Annotated in this window: 19 protein-coding genes; 8 read left to right on the top strand and 11 right to left on the bottom strand. The window is 71.7% G+C overall.

Going from position 1 to position 17,434, the window contains the following annotated elements; all coding sequences use genetic code 11:
- Positions 1-12 precede the first annotated feature (12 nt).
- Together ACGFI7_RS38685 and thpR are read left to right on the top strand one after the other, a co-directional pair.
- Positions 13-1,242: an MFS transporter gene (locus tag ACGFI7_RS38685; protein WP_393413709.1), complete on the top strand. Its 1,230-nt coding sequence runs from the start codon at positions 13-15 to the stop codon at positions 1,240-1,242.
- A 26-nt stretch (positions 1,243-1,268) separates the two neighbouring features.
- Positions 1,269-1,826, top strand: coding sequence for an RNA 2',3'-cyclic phosphodiesterase (thpR, locus tag ACGFI7_RS38680; RefSeq protein WP_393413707.1), 558 nt, complete (start codon positions 1,269-1,271; stop codon positions 1,824-1,826).
- Between the two features lie 102 nt (positions 1,827-1,928).
- Here thpR and ACGFI7_RS38675 read toward each other — a convergent pair whose 3' ends face one another.
- Positions 1,929-2,897, bottom strand: coding sequence for an aldo/keto reductase (locus ACGFI7_RS38675; protein ID WP_393413705.1), 969 nt, complete (start codon positions 2,895-2,897; stop codon positions 1,929-1,931).
- A gap of 122 nt (positions 2,898-3,019) precedes the next feature.
- Between ACGFI7_RS38675 and ACGFI7_RS38670 the strand changes: the two genes are divergently transcribed.
- The 3 genes from ACGFI7_RS38670 to ACGFI7_RS38660 all read left to right on the top strand — a co-directional run bounded on the left by ACGFI7_RS38670 (position 3,020) and on the right by ACGFI7_RS38660 (position 5,582).
- Positions 3,020-4,756 (top strand): RNA-binding domain-containing protein, encoded by a 1,737-nt coding sequence (locus ACGFI7_RS38670; protein WP_393413703.1) that lies wholly within the window; start codon positions 3,020-3,022, stop codon positions 4,754-4,756.
- A gap of 62 nt (positions 4,757-4,818) precedes the next feature.
- Positions 4,819-5,169: a hypothetical protein gene (locus ACGFI7_RS38665; protein ID WP_393413701.1), complete on the top strand. Its 351-nt coding sequence runs from the start codon at positions 4,819-4,821 to the stop codon at positions 5,167-5,169.
- A gap of 11 nt (positions 5,170-5,180) precedes the next feature.
- Positions 5,181-5,582 (top strand): hypothetical protein, encoded by a 402-nt coding sequence (locus tag ACGFI7_RS38660; RefSeq protein WP_393413699.1) that lies wholly within the window; start codon positions 5,181-5,183, stop codon positions 5,580-5,582.
- On the opposite strand, the gene ACGFI7_RS38655 is transcribed toward ACGFI7_RS38660, so the two are convergent.
- Positions 5,577-5,822, bottom strand: coding sequence for a hypothetical protein (locus ACGFI7_RS38655; protein ID WP_393413698.1), 246 nt, complete (start codon positions 5,820-5,822; stop codon positions 5,577-5,579). The genes ACGFI7_RS38660 and ACGFI7_RS38655 overlap by 6 nt on opposite strands.
- Between ACGFI7_RS38655 and ACGFI7_RS38650 the strand changes: the two genes are divergently transcribed.
- Both ACGFI7_RS38650 and ACGFI7_RS38645 read left to right on the top strand, forming a co-directional pair.
- Positions 5,816-6,346, top strand: a complete 531-nt coding sequence (locus tag ACGFI7_RS38650; protein ID WP_393413696.1) for a hypothetical protein — start codon at positions 5,816-5,818, stop codon at positions 6,344-6,346. The two genes, ACGFI7_RS38655 and ACGFI7_RS38650, sit on opposite strands and share 7 nt — an antisense overlap.
- A 40-nt stretch (positions 6,347-6,386) precedes the next feature.
- A complete protein-coding gene (locus ACGFI7_RS38645; RefSeq protein WP_393413694.1) occupies positions 6,387-7,262 on the top strand; it encodes an MBL fold metallo-hydrolase in 876 nt (291 codons plus the stop codon).
- A gap of 12 nt (positions 7,263-7,274) precedes the next feature.
- Here ACGFI7_RS38645 and ACGFI7_RS38640 read toward each other — a convergent pair whose 3' ends face one another.
- The 6 genes from ACGFI7_RS38640 to lhgO form a co-directional block, all read right to left on the bottom strand.
- Positions 7,275-8,993, bottom strand: a complete 1,719-nt coding sequence (locus ACGFI7_RS38640) for a GTPase (RefSeq protein ID WP_393413692.1) — start codon at positions 8,991-8,993, stop codon at positions 7,275-7,277.
- Entirely contained in the window at positions 8,990-10,948 is a 1,959-nt protein-coding gene (locus ACGFI7_RS38635) for an ABC transporter (RefSeq protein WP_393413690.1), read from the bottom strand. Before ACGFI7_RS38635 ends, ACGFI7_RS38640 begins: the two co-directional genes overlap by 4 nt.
- Positions 10,949-10,957: 9 nt before the next feature.
- Positions 10,958-11,614 carry a response regulator transcription factor gene (locus tag ACGFI7_RS38630; RefSeq protein ID WP_393413853.1) on the bottom strand — a complete coding sequence of 219 codons (657 nt, stop codon included), beginning with the start codon at positions 11,612-11,614 and terminating at the stop codon, positions 10,958-10,960.
- A gap of 65 nt (positions 11,615-11,679) precedes the next feature.
- Positions 11,680-13,074, bottom strand: coding sequence for a sensor histidine kinase (locus ACGFI7_RS38625; RefSeq protein WP_393413688.1), 1,395 nt, complete (start codon positions 13,072-13,074; stop codon positions 11,680-11,682).
- A gap of 38 nt (positions 13,075-13,112) precedes the next feature.
- Positions 13,113-13,826, bottom strand: coding sequence for a response regulator transcription factor (locus ACGFI7_RS38620; protein WP_393413686.1), 714 nt, complete (start codon positions 13,824-13,826; stop codon positions 13,113-13,115).
- Positions 13,823-15,010 carry an L-2-hydroxyglutarate oxidase gene (gene lhgO, locus ACGFI7_RS38615; protein ID WP_393413684.1) on the bottom strand — a complete coding sequence of 396 codons (1,188 nt, stop codon included), beginning with the start codon at positions 15,008-15,010 and terminating at the stop codon, positions 13,823-13,825. The genes ACGFI7_RS38620 and lhgO overlap by 4 nt, the downstream gene beginning before the upstream one ends.
- Before the next feature lie 143 nt (positions 15,011-15,153).
- On the opposite strand from lhgO, the gene ACGFI7_RS38610 reads away from it, so the two are divergent.
- Positions 15,154-15,525: a hypothetical protein gene (locus ACGFI7_RS38610; protein ID WP_393413682.1), complete on the top strand. Its 372-nt coding sequence runs from the start codon at positions 15,154-15,156 to the stop codon at positions 15,523-15,525.
- A gap of 42 nt (positions 15,526-15,567) precedes the next feature.
- Here ACGFI7_RS38610 and ACGFI7_RS38605 read toward each other — a convergent pair whose 3' ends face one another.
- From ACGFI7_RS38605 to ACGFI7_RS38595, 3 genes are all read right to left on the bottom strand, one after another.
- Positions 15,568-16,020, bottom strand: a complete 453-nt coding sequence (locus ACGFI7_RS38605; RefSeq protein WP_393413681.1) for a hypothetical protein — start codon at positions 16,018-16,020, stop codon at positions 15,568-15,570.
- The gene (locus tag ACGFI7_RS38600) at positions 16,001-16,672 is read right to left on the bottom strand and encodes a DUF433 domain-containing protein (RefSeq protein ID WP_393413679.1); all 672 of its coding nucleotides are present in this window, start codon (positions 16,670-16,672) and stop codon (positions 16,001-16,003) included. The genes ACGFI7_RS38605 and ACGFI7_RS38600 overlap by 20 nt, the downstream gene beginning before the upstream one ends.
- A 91-nt stretch (positions 16,673-16,763) precedes the next feature.
- On the bottom strand, positions 16,764-17,423 hold the full coding sequence (locus ACGFI7_RS38595; protein ID WP_393413677.1) for a UTRA domain-containing protein: 660 nt from the start codon (positions 17,421-17,423) through the stop codon (positions 16,764-16,766).
- Positions 17,424-17,434 lie beyond the last annotated feature (11 nt).

Genomic DNA, 17,434 nt, shown 5'->3' with positions numbered 1-17,434 from the left:
CCCAAGACCGGGATGTTCCGGTCGCTCAGGATTCGCAACTACCGCATGTTCGCCATCGGCGGCGCGGTCTCCAACGTCGGCACCTGGTTGCAGCGCACCGCCCAGGACTGGCTGATCCTCGACCTGACCAACGGCAGCGCGGCCGCCCTCGGCACCGCCACCGCCCTGCAGTTCCTGCCCATGCTGCTGTTCGGCATGTTCGGCGGCGTGCTGGCCGACCGCTACCCGAAGCGGCCCCTGCTGGTCACCGCGCAGAGCATGATGGCCGTCCTGGCCCTCGCGATCGGCGTCCTCACGATGACCGGCGCCGCCCAGGAGTGGCACGTCTACGTGATGGCCTTCACGCTCGGCATGATCTCCTGCGTCGAGGTGCCCACCCGGCAGGCGTTCGTGGTCGAGATGGTCGGCCGGCAAGACCTGCCCAACGCGATCGCGCTCAACAGCTCCAGCTTCAACCTGGCCAGGGTCGTCGGCCCCGCCGTCGCCGGCATGCTGATCTACCTGCTCGGCGGCACCGGCCCGCTCTTCCTGATCAACGCGCTCACCTTCGCCGCGGTCATCTCCAGCCTGGTGTGCATGCGCGCCTCCGAGCTGCACCCGTCGGAGCCGGTGCCCCGGGCGAAGGGCCAGCTCCGCGAGGGGCTGCGCTACGTGCTGCGGCGCGAAGAGCTGCTGATGCCGATCCTGCTGATCGCCTTCGTGTCGATGTTCTCGCAGGCGTTCTCGATGTCGATCGCGCTCATGGCCCGCGAGGAGTTCAAGGCGGGCGCCAGCTCGTTCGGCCTGGCCTCCAGCATGTTCGCCGTCGGCGCGCTCGGCGGGGCGCTGGTCGCCGCCCGCCGGGTCACCATCTCGCGCAAGGTGCTGTTCGCCGGGGCGATCGGCTTCGGGCTGTTCCAGATCGCGGCCGGGCTCGCCCCGTCCTACCTGGTCTACCTGGTGACGCTGGTGCCCGCCGGCATCGCGCTGATCACGGTCAACACCGCCGCCAACGCCGCCGTCCAGCTCGCCACCTCGGCCGAGATGCGCGGTCGCGTCATGGGCATCTTCATGCTGGTGTTCGTGGGCGGCTCGCCCGTCGGGGCGTCCCTGGTCGGCTGGCTGTCCGAGATCGGCGGGCCCAGGACGGGCGCCGTCTTCGCGGGCCTGTTCGTGCTCGTGGGCACCGCGATGGCCGTCCTGGTCACCCGGCTCATCACCGGGCGCGCGGCGCGGCGCCGGGCCGTGCCGGCCACCGCCTGACGAGCGCGGCACGACACACTGGGAGCATGAGGCTCTTCGCGGCCGTGGTGCCGCCCGACGAGGTGCTGGACGAGCTCGAACGCGCCATCGCCCCGCACGTCGGGCAGGTGCCAGGGCTGCGCTGGCCGGAGCGCGCCACCTGGCACGTCACGCTGGCCTTCTTCGGCGACGTGCCCGAGCCCGCACTGCCCGACCTGCGCGACCGGCTCGCCCGCGCCGCCGGCCGGCACCCCGTGCCGACCCTGGCCTTCACCGGGTTCGGCGCGTTCTCGTCCGTACGGCGCGCGCGGGTGTTCTGGGCCGGCCTGTCGGGCGACTCGATGGTCCGGCTGGCCGACTCGGTCAGGGCCGCGGGCCGCCGGGCCGGGGCCGGCCACACCGACACCAAGCGCTTCCACCCGCACCTGACCCTCGCCAGGGCCAAGGCCGAGACCGACCTCCGCCCGCTGGTCGAGTCGCTGGCCGGGTTCACCGGCACGACCTGGCGGGCGGAGACGATCCGGCTGTTCGAGAGCGAGCTGGGGGCGCGGGTGAGGTACGCGTCACTGGACGAATGGGCGCTCGCACCCGCCGCGCCCGGCTAGGCTCCAAGGCGTGGACCGTCCTCGTTCCTGGCTGCTGCCCCTGGTGCTCGGCCTCCTCCTGCTCATCGTGATCGTCGGCGCGCTGGTCACCTGACCCGCCTCCTACCAGGCGTAGTCCTCCGGCGCGGTGCGGTGGCCCGGGAAGATCTCGTCCAGCTTGGCCAGCGCCTCGCCGTCCAGCTCGATCTCCAGCGTCCGCATCGTGCCGTCGAGCTGCTCCAGGGTGCGCGGGCCGATGATCGGCGCGGTCACCGCCCGCTGCTTGAGCAGCCAGGCCAGCCCGACGTGCGCCGGGTCCTCGCCCAGCTCGTCGCAGAACTTCTCGTACCGCTCGATCTTGTCGCGGTGCTTCTCCAGCTCCCTGAGCATGGTGTCGGAGGCCGAGCGGCCCTTGTCGATCTTGCGGAGCACGCCGCCGAGCAGGCCGCCGGCCAGCGGGCTCCACGGGATGACGCCCAGGCCGTAGTCCTCGCAGGCCGGAAGCACCTCCAGCTCCACCGCCCTGGTCAGCAGGTTGTAGTGGCTCTGCTCGCTCACCAGGCCGAAGAAGCCGCGCCGGGCCGCCGTCTCCTGCGCCTTGGCGATGTGCCAGCCGGCGAAGTTCGACGATCCGGCGTACAGGATCTTGCCCTGCTGCCGGAGCACCTCCATGGCCTCCCAGAACTCGTCGAACGGGGTGCGCCGGTCGATGTGGTGAGCCTGGTAGATGTCGATGTAGTCGGTCTGCATCCGCTTCAGCGAGGCGTCGCAGGCCCGGCGGATGTTGAGCGCCGAGAGCCTGCGCTCGTTCGGCCAGTCGCCCATGTCGCCGTAGAGCTTGGTCGCGATCACCGTCTTCTCGCGGCGGCCGCCACCCTGCGCGAACCACCGGCCGAGGATGTTCTCGGTGATGCCCTCGCCCTTCTTCCAGCCGTAGACGTTGGCCGTGTCGAAGAAGTTGATGCCCAGCTCGTGCGCCCTGTCCATGATGGCGAACGAGTCTTCTTCGGTGGTGTGCGGGCCGAAGTTCATGGTGCCGAGACAGAGAGGGCTGACTTCGAGTCCGCTGCGTCCGAGGTGCACGTAATCCATGCTTTCCACCCTAGGTACCTGGAGTGCGCTCCAGGCCATAGGGGTGACGCCGTGGTGTCCTGGTGTTCGGCATCCTTTGAGAGTACCGTTGGCCCAACGGCAACCTCAAAGGAGCCTCAAAGGTGACGTCCTCACTGCCGGTCCTCCAGAAGATCCTGGCGGGGACGGCCGCCGCCAAGTGCGAAACCGAGATCCTCGATTTCAAGCAGGCGAAACCCAACCCCGAAGAGGCTTTCCAAGATCTCGCCGAGGCGTGCGTCTGCTTCGCCAACGCGAGTGGGGGGACCGTCATCGTCGGCGTGGTGGACAACAAGTCAGGGGAGGACGCCTTCACCGGGTGCGACATCGACGCCTCACTCCTCCGGAGTAAGATCCACCAACTCACCATGCCTTCCTTGCTCGTGGACGTGCGGGAGCTGGAGTTCGCCGGCGAACGGCTTCTGGAGATCATCGTCCCTGAAGGCCTTGAGGTGTACGCGACAGCCCAGGGATACACGTATCAACGCATAAACACGGACTGTCTCCCGATGCGCCCTCTCGACGTGACCCGGCTGTCGGAAGAGCGCCGCGGGTTCGACTGGTCCGCGACCGCGAGCGGCCGGCCCTTGGATGACGTGGATCCTCTGGCCCTGAGGCACTGCAGAAGGCTTCTCGCCGGCTCGGCCGATCCGGCCCGGCAGCGGTACGCGCAGTTCGGAGATCGGGACCTTCTCAGTGCGCTGCACGCGATCGCGGAGGACGGAAGCCTGTCTCGTAGCGGTGAGCTGATGCTCTGCCAGAACCCGTCGAGCATCGGTATGAACGCGGCGGTCTATCAGCACAAGCGGACACAGTCGGGGGAGGCCGATGCGGTGTTGCGCGTAGGTGCTCCCCTGGTGCTCGCATTCGACGAGATCCTCCAGGCGATGCGGGCTCGGCAGGGCATCACTCCCGTGTCGCTCGCCGACGGCCGGCAACTCCAGATCGAGGACTACCCGTCGGCTGCGATACGCGAAGCCCTGGTCAACGCGTTCATCCACGGTGACTGGCGGATGAAGGGCGCGGTGCAGGTGGAGCATTCTCCGCAATACCTGCGTATCGAGTCTCCGGGTCCTCTCGTCTCGGGAGTGACGACGAACAACATCCTGACGAGGGGATCGAGGGCGCGCTTCCCGGCGCTGGCATCCGGCTTCCGGCTCCTCGGGCTGGCGGAGGAGGTTGGGCAGGGGGTCGATCGCATGTATCGAGAGATGATCAAGTCCGGGCGGGACGTGCCGATCATCACTGAAGGTCCCGAGCACGTCGCCGTGTTGTTCCGGGGGGAGCCGCCCAACACCCGTATCGCGAAGTTCGTCGCTTCCCTCCCCCAGGAGGAACAGGATGACACGGATGCGATGCTCATCGTCCGCATGCTGTGTGCGAAGCGTACGGTCCGCTCCTCCGACGTCGCGCCTGTCATACAACGATCAGAGAACGAGGCTCAGGCGGCGCTCCACCGGCTGGCCGCGGATTCTCTGCGCGTGGTGGAGCCCACTCGCGCGACCATGCAACACCGCCATCCCCAATATCGGCTCCGAGCGGAAGTGATGGCTCACCTGGGAAGCGCCGTCGCCTACCACAGACGGGCAACGGATGACATCGACCGAAAAATCATCGAGCATGTGCGGGACTACGGGGAGATCAACAACCGGACCATCCAGCGCTTGTTCGACGTTGACGTCTTTCAGGCCCGAGACATCATCCGTGATCTTGTGGGGAGAGAAGTGCTGACCCGGACGTCCGAGCAGAAGCGTGGGACGGCTGTCAGGTACGGGCCCGGACCGGAGTTTCCGAGGACCAAGAGCCGCTCAAGGCGTGCGAGCCGGCCGGCGATCGACTGAGGGGGACGGGCTGATCGTCTTCGGCGTGGAACGGCGCGCGGCCGGCTGGGATCATCGTCGGCATGTCCGAGACGTTCACCCCGTACGAGCTCCTCTCGCATCTGCGGTCGCTGCCGGACGAGTGGCTGACGTACCTGCTGCGGCAGGTCTTCGAGCAGCGGCGGCCGCATGACGACTCCCGCTACTTCCTGGCCGTGTCCTCCCGCGACCGCGACCCCGCGAGCGGGCGGTGGGGCGGCCCTGCCGGCTGCACCGCCGTCGCCTACCCGGACCCCGCGCACTACGACGACCTGCTCGACGTCGACTGGGGGCTGGTCCAGCACGGCAACTGCGGGCGGTGCCAGGTGGAGCTGGCCGGCAGCCGCAAGCACGTGCTCTGCCCGATCTGCGACGAACCGGCCTACCTGACGTGAGTGGAGGGACCATGCCCGAAGAGCCGTTGCCCCTGCGCGAGCTGCGCGACGCCGTCTCGCGCGAGACCGTCGCCCGGCTCCTGCCCGCGTTGCTGGCCCTGCCCGACGACCGGCTGCGGGACGTGCTGTGCGGGGCACTGGCCGACCGTGCCCCGTACGGCCATCACCCTGACCGGGAGACCCGGCTGTTCCTCGCGGTTCCTGGGCCGCGCCCCAAGCGGAACGCGCCCGCGTGGCGGCACCGGGCGGTGGCCATCGCGCTGCCGCGCCTGGTCGAGCGCGAGAAGCGCGGCCGGCTGGGGTTCGAGGGGCGGTGCGCGGCGTGCGACACCTCGCTGTGCGCCGACACCGCCTCCGCCGTCTGCCCGGTGTGCGGCGTGGCGGAGAGCCGGCTCGGCCGCTCACCGTCATGAGTGGCGCTCGCAGCGCACCAGCCGGGCGCCCAGGCCGGAGATCTCGTGCACCATCATGTTGGCCTGGCGGGTGCTGGTGATCAGCCCGGAGGCGTGCAACACCTGGGCGTGCCGGCTCGCGTTCGACAGCGACGCCCCGGTGCGGCGGGCGAGCTCGGTGGTGGCAGCCCGTGCCCGAGGCGATGCACCGCAGGATCCGGGCCCGCGTGGCGCCGTCAGCGAGGTGATCGTCTGTGACACCACGGCCGCGGCTGACCGCGCACCGGCTCGCCGGTGACTTCTCCGGCGACGACGACTCCGTCAGGTCGGGTGCCGTCGCCGTCCTTCCTGACGGCCGTCCGGTCATCGCCTACCAGGGCGGCGGGGCCGACCTGAGGCTGCTGCGGTGCCGGGACCGGGACTGCGCGCGGACCGACGCGGTGCGGCTGGGATCCGGCCTGACCTCTCCGGGCGCGTCCGTCTTGGCCGTCGACCGGAGCCTGCGCTTCGACCGCCCCACGGTCCCCCGCAGGCCCCAGCTGCTCGTGGACCGGTCCGGGCGGGTGGTCCTGGCGGCCTACGACCCGCGGCGGCGCGCTCTGGTGCTGGCGACCTGCGAGGACGACGCCTGCGACCGCGCCCCGATCGCACGCGTGACGGGTTCGGACGGGCCGCTCGCGATGGCCCTCGACCTGGCCGGGCGTCCCACGGTGGCCTGGGAGGAAGGCCTCGGCGAGGGGGAGTGGCGGCTGCGCATCACCACCCCGGCGGGGCGTGATCGGTAACGTGCCGGGTGTCCCACCGTGAGCCCCGAAGGCAGGAACCATGCCCCCCACCGCCGCTTTCGACCGCGCCCGGCTGAGCCGCCCGCCCCACGTCCGCTCGGTCCGGCTGGGTGATCTGACGCTCACGTACGTCCCCGACGGGGTGGTCCGGCTCAAGCCGGGCGGCTGGCTGCCCGCCGCCGCCCCCGGCGACTGGGCGGACCACCGTGACCACCTCGACGGCGACGGCTTCCTGGTCGCCGGGATCGGCGGCCTGCTGGTCGAACGGGGCGAGCGCGCGCTGCTCGTCGACGCCGGGTTCGGGCCCGCGTCCCACCACGACCCGGCGAACCCGCGGCTGGGGCCGTTGTACGGCGGCGACCTGCTGGACAGCCTGCGGCGGCTGGGCCGTACGCCGGAGCGGATCGAGGCCGTGGCCCTCACCCACCTGCACCCCGACCACGCGGGCTGGACCTGGAGCACCGAGCCCGGCGGCGACACCCCGCCCTTCGCGCACGTCCCGCACCTGGTCGCGGCGCCCGAATGGCGGCACCGCGACCTCGCCGCCGAGCCCCGGCTGGCCGTCATCGAGCCCCGGGTCCGCACGGTCGAGGACGGAGAGGAGATCTTCCCCGGTGTCCGGGCCGCGTTCGCCCCCGGGCACACCGCCGGCCACACCACCTACGTCGTCACCGGCGGCGGCCTCCGGCTCATCGTGCTCGGCGACGCCCTGCACACGCCGGTCCAGGTCGCCCGCCCCGAGTGGTCCTGCGTACTCGACCACGACCCCGCCGAGTCCGCCGCGCACCGCCGCCGCCTGGTCGAGGAGCTGAGCCGGCCCAGCACGATCGGGTACGGCGGTCACTTCTCCGACGTGGTCTTCGGCCGGACGGAGCGCGGCCCCGGCGGCGGGTTCACCTGGGTCCCGGTCGCCTGACCCGGCCCCTCGTCACCGCCGGGATTCCGCCGCCCGGGTGACGGCGCCGGCGAAGCGGGTGTAGCGGCCGAGCTCGTCCTCGACAGGCTGGAGCACGTACTCCTGGCTCACCCGGCCGATGGCCTCGCGCAGCGCGCGGGAGGCCCGGCGGGCGCGGCGGCGGCCGCCCAGCCAGGCCGTCACCCTCGACAGCAACGCGATGAGCACCCCGGCCAGCGCCCCGCCGAGCAGCAGCACGGTCGGCCAGGGAACCTCGCCGACGGTCGGCATCGGCGGCTCGGGCAACTGGAGATAGTCCAGCGCGAACAGCCCGCCCAGCCAGAGCGCTCCCGCCAGCAGGGCTCCGAACACGAGCCACTGCAGCCCGTTCACCGCCCGCCACCAGCGTGGCCTGCGGGTCGCCCCCAGCGAGGTGCGGCCGACGGCCTTGTCCACGGCGTCGGCCAGCTCGGCCGAGCGCGAGCGCGCCGCCTGCCGCACCGCCGCCGCCCACGCGCCAGGCAGCCCGGCGGCGGCGGACTCGCCGACGTCCCTGATCGCGGTCTCCACCTGGGCCCGCTGCACGGCCGACGCCTCGGGGACGGACGTGTGGCCCACCAGCTCCCGGTCCGGGGACGTGGCGGGCGCGGCCGTCCCGATCCGCAGCCGCCGCAGCGGGTCCGGCCGGAACCGCCGCACCCACCGGGTGACGGGCCAGCCGGTGGCGACCACGGCTCGGTGCCGGTGGCCCTTCGCCACGGCCTCCACCACGACCGGCACCCCGGCGGCCCGGGACAGCGCGGCCGCCAGCGGCCCTTCCAGCCCCGCCGTCTCGCCGGAGACCTCCGGCAGCGGCATGGGGGCGTTCCCGGCGGGCTCCGGGTCGAGCGCGAGCGGCCCGTCCGGGGAAGGACCCGCGGAGTTCGCGACGGTACGGGGGAGGACCGACGAGGCGGCGGCCAGCCGGGTGGCGGCGGAGGTGACGTCGGCCGCCAGACGGGCGGACCAGGAGGCTCGGTCCGCCACCCGGGCGGCCAGCAGGGCGCGCAGCTCCGCCAGGCCGGTGCCCGCACGGGCCGACACGCCGAGGATCGGGACGCCGGCCAGCCCGTCGTCGTCGAGCAGCCGGCGCAGGTCCTTGAGGCAGCGCTCCACGGCGTCGGGCGGGAGGCGGTCGATCTGGTTGAGCACGACCACCATGACGTCCCGGTGCCCGGCCAGCGGGCGCAGGTAGCGTTCGTGGACGGCGGCGTCGGCGTACTTCTGCGGGTCCAGCACCCACACCAGCAGGTCGACCAGCTCCACCAGCCGGTCCACCTCCAGCCGGTGCGACAGCCGGATAGAGTCGTGGTCGGGCAGGTCGAGCAGGACCAGGCCGTTCAGGTCGTCGCCGGTGGAGGCGGAGTGGCGGTGCGGGACGTCGATCCAGTCGAGCAGCGGCCCGGCCCCCTCGCCGTCCCACAGCGCCGCCTGGGCGGTCGCGGTGGTGGGCCGGGTGACGCCGACGGCGGCCAGGTCGTCGCCGGCCATGGCGTTGAAGAGCGACGACTTGCCACTGCCGGTCGCCCCGGCGAGCGCGGCCACCGTGTGCTCGACGGACAACCGGCGGCGCGCCCCGGCCCGCTCGGCCACCGTCCGCGCGTTCTCGACGGCCTCCTCGGACAGTCTCCCCTCGCCCAGTGAGGCCGCCTCCAGCAGCGCGTCCAGCCGGGACTCCAGCGAGGGCCGCTCCTTACGACGCAGCAGCTTCACCGCCCGTCCCCTCCCTCAGCCGCCTCAGGAGGGCTGTCCCGCCGGTCGGGCGGGGGCGCGGGCTGGTGGTTCGGGGTCGTCTGGGACGCCGCATCAGGAGGACTGTCCTGCCGGTCGGGCGGGGGGTCGGGCCGGCGGTTCGGGATGGTGCGGGACGCCGCATCGGGAGGTGGGCTGTCTCGCCGGTCAGGCGGGGGGTCGGGCCGGCGGTTCGGGATGGTGCGGGACGCCGCATCGGGTGGGCTGTCTCGCCGGTCGGGCGGGAGTTCGGTCTGGTGGTCGCGGATCGTACGGGAGGCCGCGAGCAGGGCGTCGGCGGTGCCGCGTGGCGGCTCCAGCGGTTCCAGGACGGACAGGAAGCGGGCCGCCTCCTCGTCCATCAGCAGCCGCACCCGCTCCCGCAGGTCCTCCCGGGCGCGGGCGGTGAGCGTGCGCACCGCCTGGTCGCCGAAGATGGCCTCCAGCAGCTTCTGCGACAGCACGGTGGTGCCGCCCGCGATCCCCACCTCGATCCCGGTCAGCCCGCCCGTCGAGGCGAACACGGCCAGCATCAGCAGCAGCCCCGCCCCGTTCACCCCGAACGACGCCATGCGCGCCGTGGTCCGCCGCTCCGCGCCTTCTTCCCGTACGAGGTCGAGCACGTACTCCTGCCAGCCGCGCACCGCGAACTCGGCGCGCTTGCCCAGGTCGGGCGAGGCGCGGCCGAGCCGGGCGGACTCGATCGCGCCGAGCCGGTCGAGCAGCCCCGCGCCGCCGGGCGCGGCGGACCAGCCTTCCAGCGCCCGTTCGGCGGCGGCGTCGGCCGAGCCCCTGATGAGCGCCTCGACGCCGCTCTCCAGCGCGTCCCTCAGCCGGGCCTCGGGCACCTGGCCGGTGAAGAAGCCGACGATCCGGTCACGCAGCCGGCCCACCCGGCTCTCCAGGGAGCGCATGAAGTCGCCGGTGCCGATGAAGTCCTGCCAGCGGGCCAGCACCTCGCCGCGCAGCAGCGACCCGTCGCGCATGCCCTCGTCGAAGTCGGCCATCCCGCCCGCGTAGGCGCCGGTGACCACCTCGCGCAGCGTGCCGAACCCGGCCTCCTGCCGTTCGACCGCCTTGGCCAGCGCGGGGACGCGGGTGGCGAGGCTGTCGAGCGCGCCCGACAGCGTCTGCCGTACGACCCGGGAGCGTTCGGCTGCGTCGGCGGCGAGCCCGGAGAGCCAGGCCGTGATGGGCGCGACGGCCTCGGCGGGCAGGCGGGCCTTCTCGGAGGGCAGCGCCGCCTCGGGCACGGTGAACAGGCGGGCGCCCGCCAGCCCGTTCTCGACCAGCAGGCGCTCCAGGTCGCGGGCGACCGGCCCGGCGGCCTCCGGCGGCACCCGGTCGAGCACCACGGCGAGCGCGGTGCTGCGCTCACGGGCGGTGCGCAGGAAGCTCCACGGCACCTCGTCGGCGTAGCGGGCGGCGGTGGTGACGAACAGCCACAGGTCGGCGGCGGCCAGGAGCTGGGCGGCCAGCTCGCGGTTGGCGGTCACCACGGAGTCGATGTCGGGCGCGTCCAGCAGCGCCAGCCCGGCGCCGAGCGCCTCGGAGCCGACCAGCCGCAGCGCACCGGGCCCCGAGCCGGTGGCGCGGGACAGGCCGGGCAGCACGTTCTGGCCCATGAACCAGTCGCGGTCGGCCGGGTTGACGACCAGCGTCGGCACCAGCGTGGTCGGCCGCAGCACGCCAGGCTCGGCCACGTCCGCCCCGACCAGCGAGTTGACCAGCGTGGACTTGCCCGCCCCGGTGGAGCCGCCGACCACGGTGAGCAGCGGCGCGTCGATCGCGCGCAGCCGGGGCAGCAGGTAGTCGTCGAGCTGGCCGGTCAGCTCCTTGAGCGCGCGCCGATCGTCGGCCGCCTCGCCGATCGCCAGCGGGAACAGCTCCCGGTCCAGCGTGCCGCGCAGTCGCTGGAGCGCGCTCAACAGGTCCATAGGGTCAAGCTAGCCCGAGGGCGGCTCCCTTAACACGTATCCGACGCTGCGCAGCGTGTGGATGAGCCGGGGCTCCACGTCGTCGACCTTGCGCCGCAGATAGGACACGTACGATTCGACCACCCCGGCGTCGCCGCCGAAGTCGTAGTTCCACACGTGGTCGAGGATCTGCGCCTTCGACAGGACCCGCCCGGCGTTGGCCATGAAGTAGTGCAGCAGCTTGAACTCGGTCGGCGACAGCCGCACCGGACGGCCGGCCCGCCACACCTCCCGCGCCTCCTCGTCCAGCTCCAGGTCGGCGACCTTGAGCCGGCTCACGGCCATGTTCTCGCCGCGGGTGCGGCGCAGCACCGCCCGGATGCGCGCCTGGACCTCCTCCAGGCTGAACGGCTTGGTCACGTAGTCGTCGCCCACCCGCAGCCCGGCGATCTTGTCTTCGGTGGCGTCGCGGGCGGTCAGGAACAGCACCGGCGCGTCGATCCGCCTGGCCACCTCGAACCCGTCGAGGTCGGGCAGCATGACGTCGAGCACCACCAGGTCGGGGCCGGCCCGCTTGGCGACCTCGACCGCCTCGTTGCCGTCGGCGGCGGTGACCACCTCGAACCCGGAGAACCGCAGGCTCGCCGAGAGCAGGTCCCTGATGCTGGGCTCGTCGTCCACCACCATGATCAGCGCCTCGGGTTTGCTCACCTTTCCAGGGTGGCCGAGCGACCTGAGGAATTCCTGAAGGCTCACTCCAAGGCCAGTGGGAGTTCGACCCGGAAGGTCGCGCCCTCGCCCGGCTCGCTCTCCGCCACGACCGTGCCGCCGTGCGCCTGCACCAGCGCCTGCACGATGGCCAGGCCGAGCCCGCTGCCCCGGTCCTCGCCCGAGCGCCGCCTGGACCTGGCCGAGTCCGCCCGGTAGAAGCGTTCGAAGACCCGGTCCACCTGCTCGGGGCTGAGCCCCGGCCCCTTGTCGGCCACCTCCAGGAAGACCGTACGGTCGCCGGCGCCGACCCGCACGGTGATCGGGGTGCCCTCCTCGGTGTGGATGAGCGCGTTGGAGGTCAGGTTGCCGACGACCTGGCGCAGCCGCACCTCGTCGCCGGACACGATGAGCGCGGCGCCGCCGACGACATCCAGGTCGATCTGACGGCCGGGAGACAGGATGCGCGCCTCCTGCACCGCGTCGGCGGCCAGCGCCAGCATGTCGACCGGGCGCATCTTGAGCGGGCGGTGCTGGTCGACCTGGGCGAGCAGCAGCAGGTCGTCGACGAGCAGGCTCATCCGGCCGGCCGCGTTCTCCACGCGCTGCATCAGCTCGGCGGGGTCGGCGCCCGGGTTCTGGCGGGCGTACTCGGCGAAGCCGCGGATCGAGGTGAGCGGGGTGCGCAGCTCGTGGGAGGCGTCGGTGACGAACTGCCGCATCCGGTCCTCGGAGCGCCTGGCGGCCTCCTCGGACGCCGACCGGGCCGCGAACGCGCTCTCGATCTGCGCGAGCATCCCGTTGAGCGCCGCGGCCAGCCGTCCGACCTCGGTACGCGGGTCGCCGTCGGGTACCCGGCGGCTCAGCTCGCCCGCGGCGATGGTGCCGGCCGTACGCTCGATCTCGACCAGCGGCCGCATGCTGCGCCGCACGATGGTGACGCCCACCACGGCCAGGATGAGCACGATGCCGCCACCGCCGAGCAGCTCGATGAGGATGAGCCGCCGGGTGATCTCGTTGACCTCGGTCAGGTCGGTGGCGACCACGAACGTGCCGTACGGCGTGGCGGTCTCCCGGACCCGCCACTCGCCCTTCCCGCTCACGGCGGGGGCGGTGTAGACGCCGGGGCCCGGCGAGTCCTCCAGGTCCGGCTTGGGCTTCAGGTCGATGTCGCGGTCGCCCTGGGTGGCCGTGAGCCCGCCTGACGGGTCCCTCATCAGCACGATCGTGTCGGACTCGATGAGCAGCGGCTTCTCGGTCGTCGACTCCCGGCCGCGCTGCCGCCGCTCGGCTTCGTTGATCAGCCGTTTGTGCACCCGTACGGAGATCAGGCTGACCTGGCTGTCGACGCGGTCCATCAGATAGCCGTGCAGGACCGAGACGCTGACCACGCCGATGAACGACATGCCGATGCCGAGCAGCGCGAGCATCGACGCCATGAGCTTGATCCTGAGCGGCAGCCCGCCCGATCCGGCCATTATCCGCTCGGCGGCAGTCGCATGACGTAGCCGACGCCGCGCAGGGTGTGGATGAGCCGCGGGCTGCGGTTGTCGATCTTGCGGCGGAGCACCGACACGTAGGACTCGACGATGCCCACCTCGCCCCGGAAGTCGTAGTCCCACACGTGGTCGAGGATCTGCGGCTTGGACAGCACCCGGCCGGTGTTCGTCATGAAGTAGCGCAGCAGCTTGAACTCGGTCGGCGACAGCGCGACCGCGTGGCCGCCGCGCCACACCTCGTGGCTCTCCTCGTCCAGCTCGATGTCGGCGAACCGCAGTCTGGGCGGGGGCGGCTGCGCGTCTCCACACGTACGGCGGAGCACGGCGTGGATCCTGGCCACGACCTCTTCCAGGCTGAACGGCTTGGTCACATAGTCGTCGCCGCCGATCGTCAGCCCGCGGATCTTGTCTTCGGTCTCGTCCTTGGCCGTCAGGAACACCACGGGGGTGTGCATGCCGCCGCTCCGCATCCGGCGGACGATCTCGAACCCGTCGAGGTCGGGCAGCATGACGTCGAGCACCACGAGGTCGGGGCGTTGCCGGTGGACGGCGGCGACCGCGTCGGCGCCGCTCTTGGCGGTGGACACGTCGAACCCCGCGAACCTCAGGCTCGCGGCGAGGAGCTCAAGGATGTTCGGGTCGTCTTCGACGATCAGCAGGCGGGCTTCCATCACCTTCAAGGATGCACTCATCGGGAGGGTGCTGGGACAATTCCGGCGATGTGCTTGGCGATGGCCAGGCTGGACGTCGCGGCGGGGGAGGGCGCGTTCCGCACCAGGACGACGTTCCCGTGCACGTCCACCGCGAAGTCGTCCACCAGCGAGCCGTCGCGCGCCACGGCCTGCGCCCGCACGCCGCCCGTGGAGCGCCGCAGGTCATCGGCGGTGAGCTCGGGGACGTACCGGCGGGCCGCCGCGACGAAGGCGCTCTTGGCGAGCGAGCCGTACACCTCGCGGACGCCGGTGCGCCAGTGGCGGCGGGCCATGCGGAGCGTGCCCGGCCAGGCCAAGATCTGCGGAAAATTACGAAAATTTCGCCACGTATACCCTTCGTACGCCCCGGCCAGCACCGCGTTCGGCCCCACCAGCACCTCCCCGCCCACGTGCCGCGTGAGATGCACCCCGAGGAACGGGTAGCGCGGATCGGGCACCGGATAGATGAGCCCGCGCACCAGCCGCCGCGCCGCCCCGGCCAGCGCGTAGTACTCGCCCCGGAACGGCACGATGCGCACCTCCCCGGGCCGCCCCGCCATCCCGGCCACCGCGTCCGTGCCCAGCCCTGCGCAGACCACCAGCCGGTCGAAGGCGAACCCGCGCGTCCCCGCCACCACCTCCACGCCCCTGGACGTCTCCCTGACGCCCCTGACCGGATGCCCCAGCCGTACCGAGCCGCCCAGCTCCGCCACGTCGAGCGCGAGCCGGCGGGCGACCGCGGGGAAGTCGGCGATCGCGGTGCGCGGCGAGTGGACCGCCGCCACGCCGACCGCGTGCGGCTCCACCTCGCGCAGCCCGAGCGCGTCCAGCTCGGCGATGCCCGGCACGCCGTTGGCCCTGGCCCGCTCCGCCAGCGCGGCCAGCCGCGGCCGCTCCGACAGGGTGGCGGCCACCACCAGCTTGCCGACCTCCTCGTACGGGAGCGCGTGCCGGGCGCAGTACTCCTTCAGCAGCGCCACGCCCTCACGGCAGAGCCGGGCCTTCAGCGAGCCCGGCGGATAGTAGATGCCCGCGTGCACGACGCCGCTGTTGTGGCCGGTCTGGTGGGCGCCGACCTGGTCCTCCTTCTCCAGCACGGTCACCTCGGCGCCCCTGACGGCGGCCAGCTCCCGCGCGACCGCCAGGCCGACGATCCCGGCGCCCACGACTCCGATCTTCTCCACCAGGCCAGTGTGCCTACTCCGGACGGCGACGCACACCATGGGGGCGGATGTGGCCATAACGATCCTTCACGGAGGCTTGGCCCACAGGTCGAGGTAGCCCTACGGCCTCATGACACGGAATCGAACGTGAGTACGATGAGCGTATGTACGTCCCGCCCGAATGGCCCGCGGAGGTGCGACCGCCCAGCGTGCCCGACTGGGAGCGATCGGCCGTCGCCTGGCTGCTCGACGCGGTCCCGCCCGACTACCGGGCCTACGAGGTGCTGCGGCGGCATCCGGTGGCGCTCGCCCGGATGGCCCGCCACCACGTCACCTCCGCGGTCGAGGCGGCCCGCGCCGGCTACCGGGGCGCGGCGGTCGACCTCAAGGGCCACCTGCCGCCGCACGCCATCGAGGCGGTCCTCGACGCCTACCGCGAGGAGGGCCCCCGCCTGGTGCGTCTTGCCCGTTCGATCGAGGCCGTCGAGCGGGCCCTGCGCGGCGACCTGTTCACCGCCACCATGCGACACCCTTGATGACAACAGCGTGGGCCAGCCGGTAACGAGCCCTCATTCGGTTCAGTTGGCAGAAGAGATCCAGAACTTGGGCGGATCCACCAGCGGATCGATCACACGCAACCGAGCCGCCGATGTGGGATCGATGCTCCGCAGCGAGATCAGCCTCTGGCCATCCGCTTCCTCCAGCACAGCCAAGGCACCGGGGAGGCCCGCGGCGACCGTCGCGATGGCGAGACCCATCCCGGACAGGCCCCCGTGCTTGTGCGGATACTCGATCCGGTGCAAGCCCGAGGCCGCGATCGCCGCAACCTCACGCGAGCGCTGCATCTGCCGCCCGTCGTTGGTCACGATCGCGTGGAATTTCTCGGCAGCCGCCAGTGGATAAAGGCTCTCGTCGCGCGTTCCGGACCAGCCAGGCAGGTCGAGGAGGTGAACAATCTCGTGGTTCACGATGAAGGCGCTGAGGGCCTGGTGAAGCGGCTTGGGGACGTTCTCATCCAGCAGCAGCCTCACGCGGTCCTCTGGGGGGGTCGTAACTATCGACATAGTCGGCGAAATCCGCGGCTTCCAGCGCGGCTCTCGCCGTGACGCTCGGGTAGTAATCGGGGATCCGATCAGCGGGAACGCCGTCTCGGAGCAGCGCGGCGACCTCGTCATAGGGCACCCGCGTGCCCTCTATCACCGGGGTCCCGCCCCGGACCGCCGGATCGACCGTGACATGATCGCGCGGTCGCAGAAGGTCAGGAATATGGCGCCCGTCACGATAGAACGGCCGCAGAACGTCCACCATCTCGTGGATGACGACGTTGGCCTTCTTGGCGACGAGGTCGACCGCCTGATCGGGCACCGCCAGGTAGATGCTGCTGCCATCGGCCACCAGACGGTAGGCCGAGAGGTGATCACGTTCGCCCAGGTCGTCGCGGAGCGTGTCCAACGCCCTTCTGATCTTCTGCAGCGAAGCATCGTTACGCAGCTTGACGCAGGTTCGCAGAGCCATCACGTCCCGGAACGAGTACAGGACGGGACGGACGGCGGAAATCTCCGGAACCAGCACGGCTCCACGACCCGAACCGGCCTTACGCCAGTGGGCGAGCTGGCGAAGCGTGGCACCCGACAGCGCCGCGGCGAGCTTCGGGCTGTAGGACATCCGCTTCACCTCCTCCATGCCGCGCATGCGGACCCGCTACCGGGCCATCATCGCAAAGATCCCCTCGACGTTCATGCCCTTCCCCGCGCTCAGAGGCAGTTTCGTCTGGCTACGAGTTGGCGGCATGCCTCATCTTGCCACCGTAGACCAGCGTGAACCGGTCGGCCGGTACCACGATGTCGGCCGTCTCCACCGGTGTGTCCGAGTAGTACGTACGCTGGATCGTCACCATGATCGAGCCGGGCGCGTGTCGCAGTCGCTCGCACTCGTCGATCGATCCGAGCCGCGCCCCGACTTCCTCCACCCAGTCGTCAACCGGCAAACCGATGCTCAGCATCCGCTCGGCCACTCCGCGACCGGCCAGCATGCCGTCCTCCGGCAGCACGATCGGCGTACCGCCCGTGACGGCGAGGGGCTCCCAGCTGGTGGAGAGCATCACCGGCTCCCCGTCGGTCGAGAAGCCGTAGTCGGTTCTGACCATGTCTTCAACGTCGCCTGCACCCTCGCCGAGGCCCAGGCGGTCGCGGATCTCCGGCGGAGCCTGGAGCGTCTGCGACTTGTAGGTCCACTCGGCTTCGCGGCTCTGCCGGTCCAGGTCCTGTGTGGATGACGAGCCGTACGGCGTCGCGCGGTACCACGCACGGATGAGGCGTTGTGGCTCCCAAGGCAGCCGCACGAACATACCGGAGCCGGAGCGTGCGATGGCGAGGCCTTCGGATATCAGCACCTTCAGCGCCTCGACGACCATTAGACGGCTGTCCGGAATCACCGTGGCCCCTC

The sequence above is a fragment of the Nonomuraea sp. NPDC048826 genome (assembly GCF_043198225.1).
In the GTDB taxonomy this organism is placed as follows: Bacteria; Actinomycetota; Actinomycetes; order Streptosporangiales; family Streptosporangiaceae; genus Nonomuraea.
The sequence above is the reverse complement of the archived record's forward strand: the minus strand, read 5'-3'. Positions and strand labels throughout refer to the sequence as shown.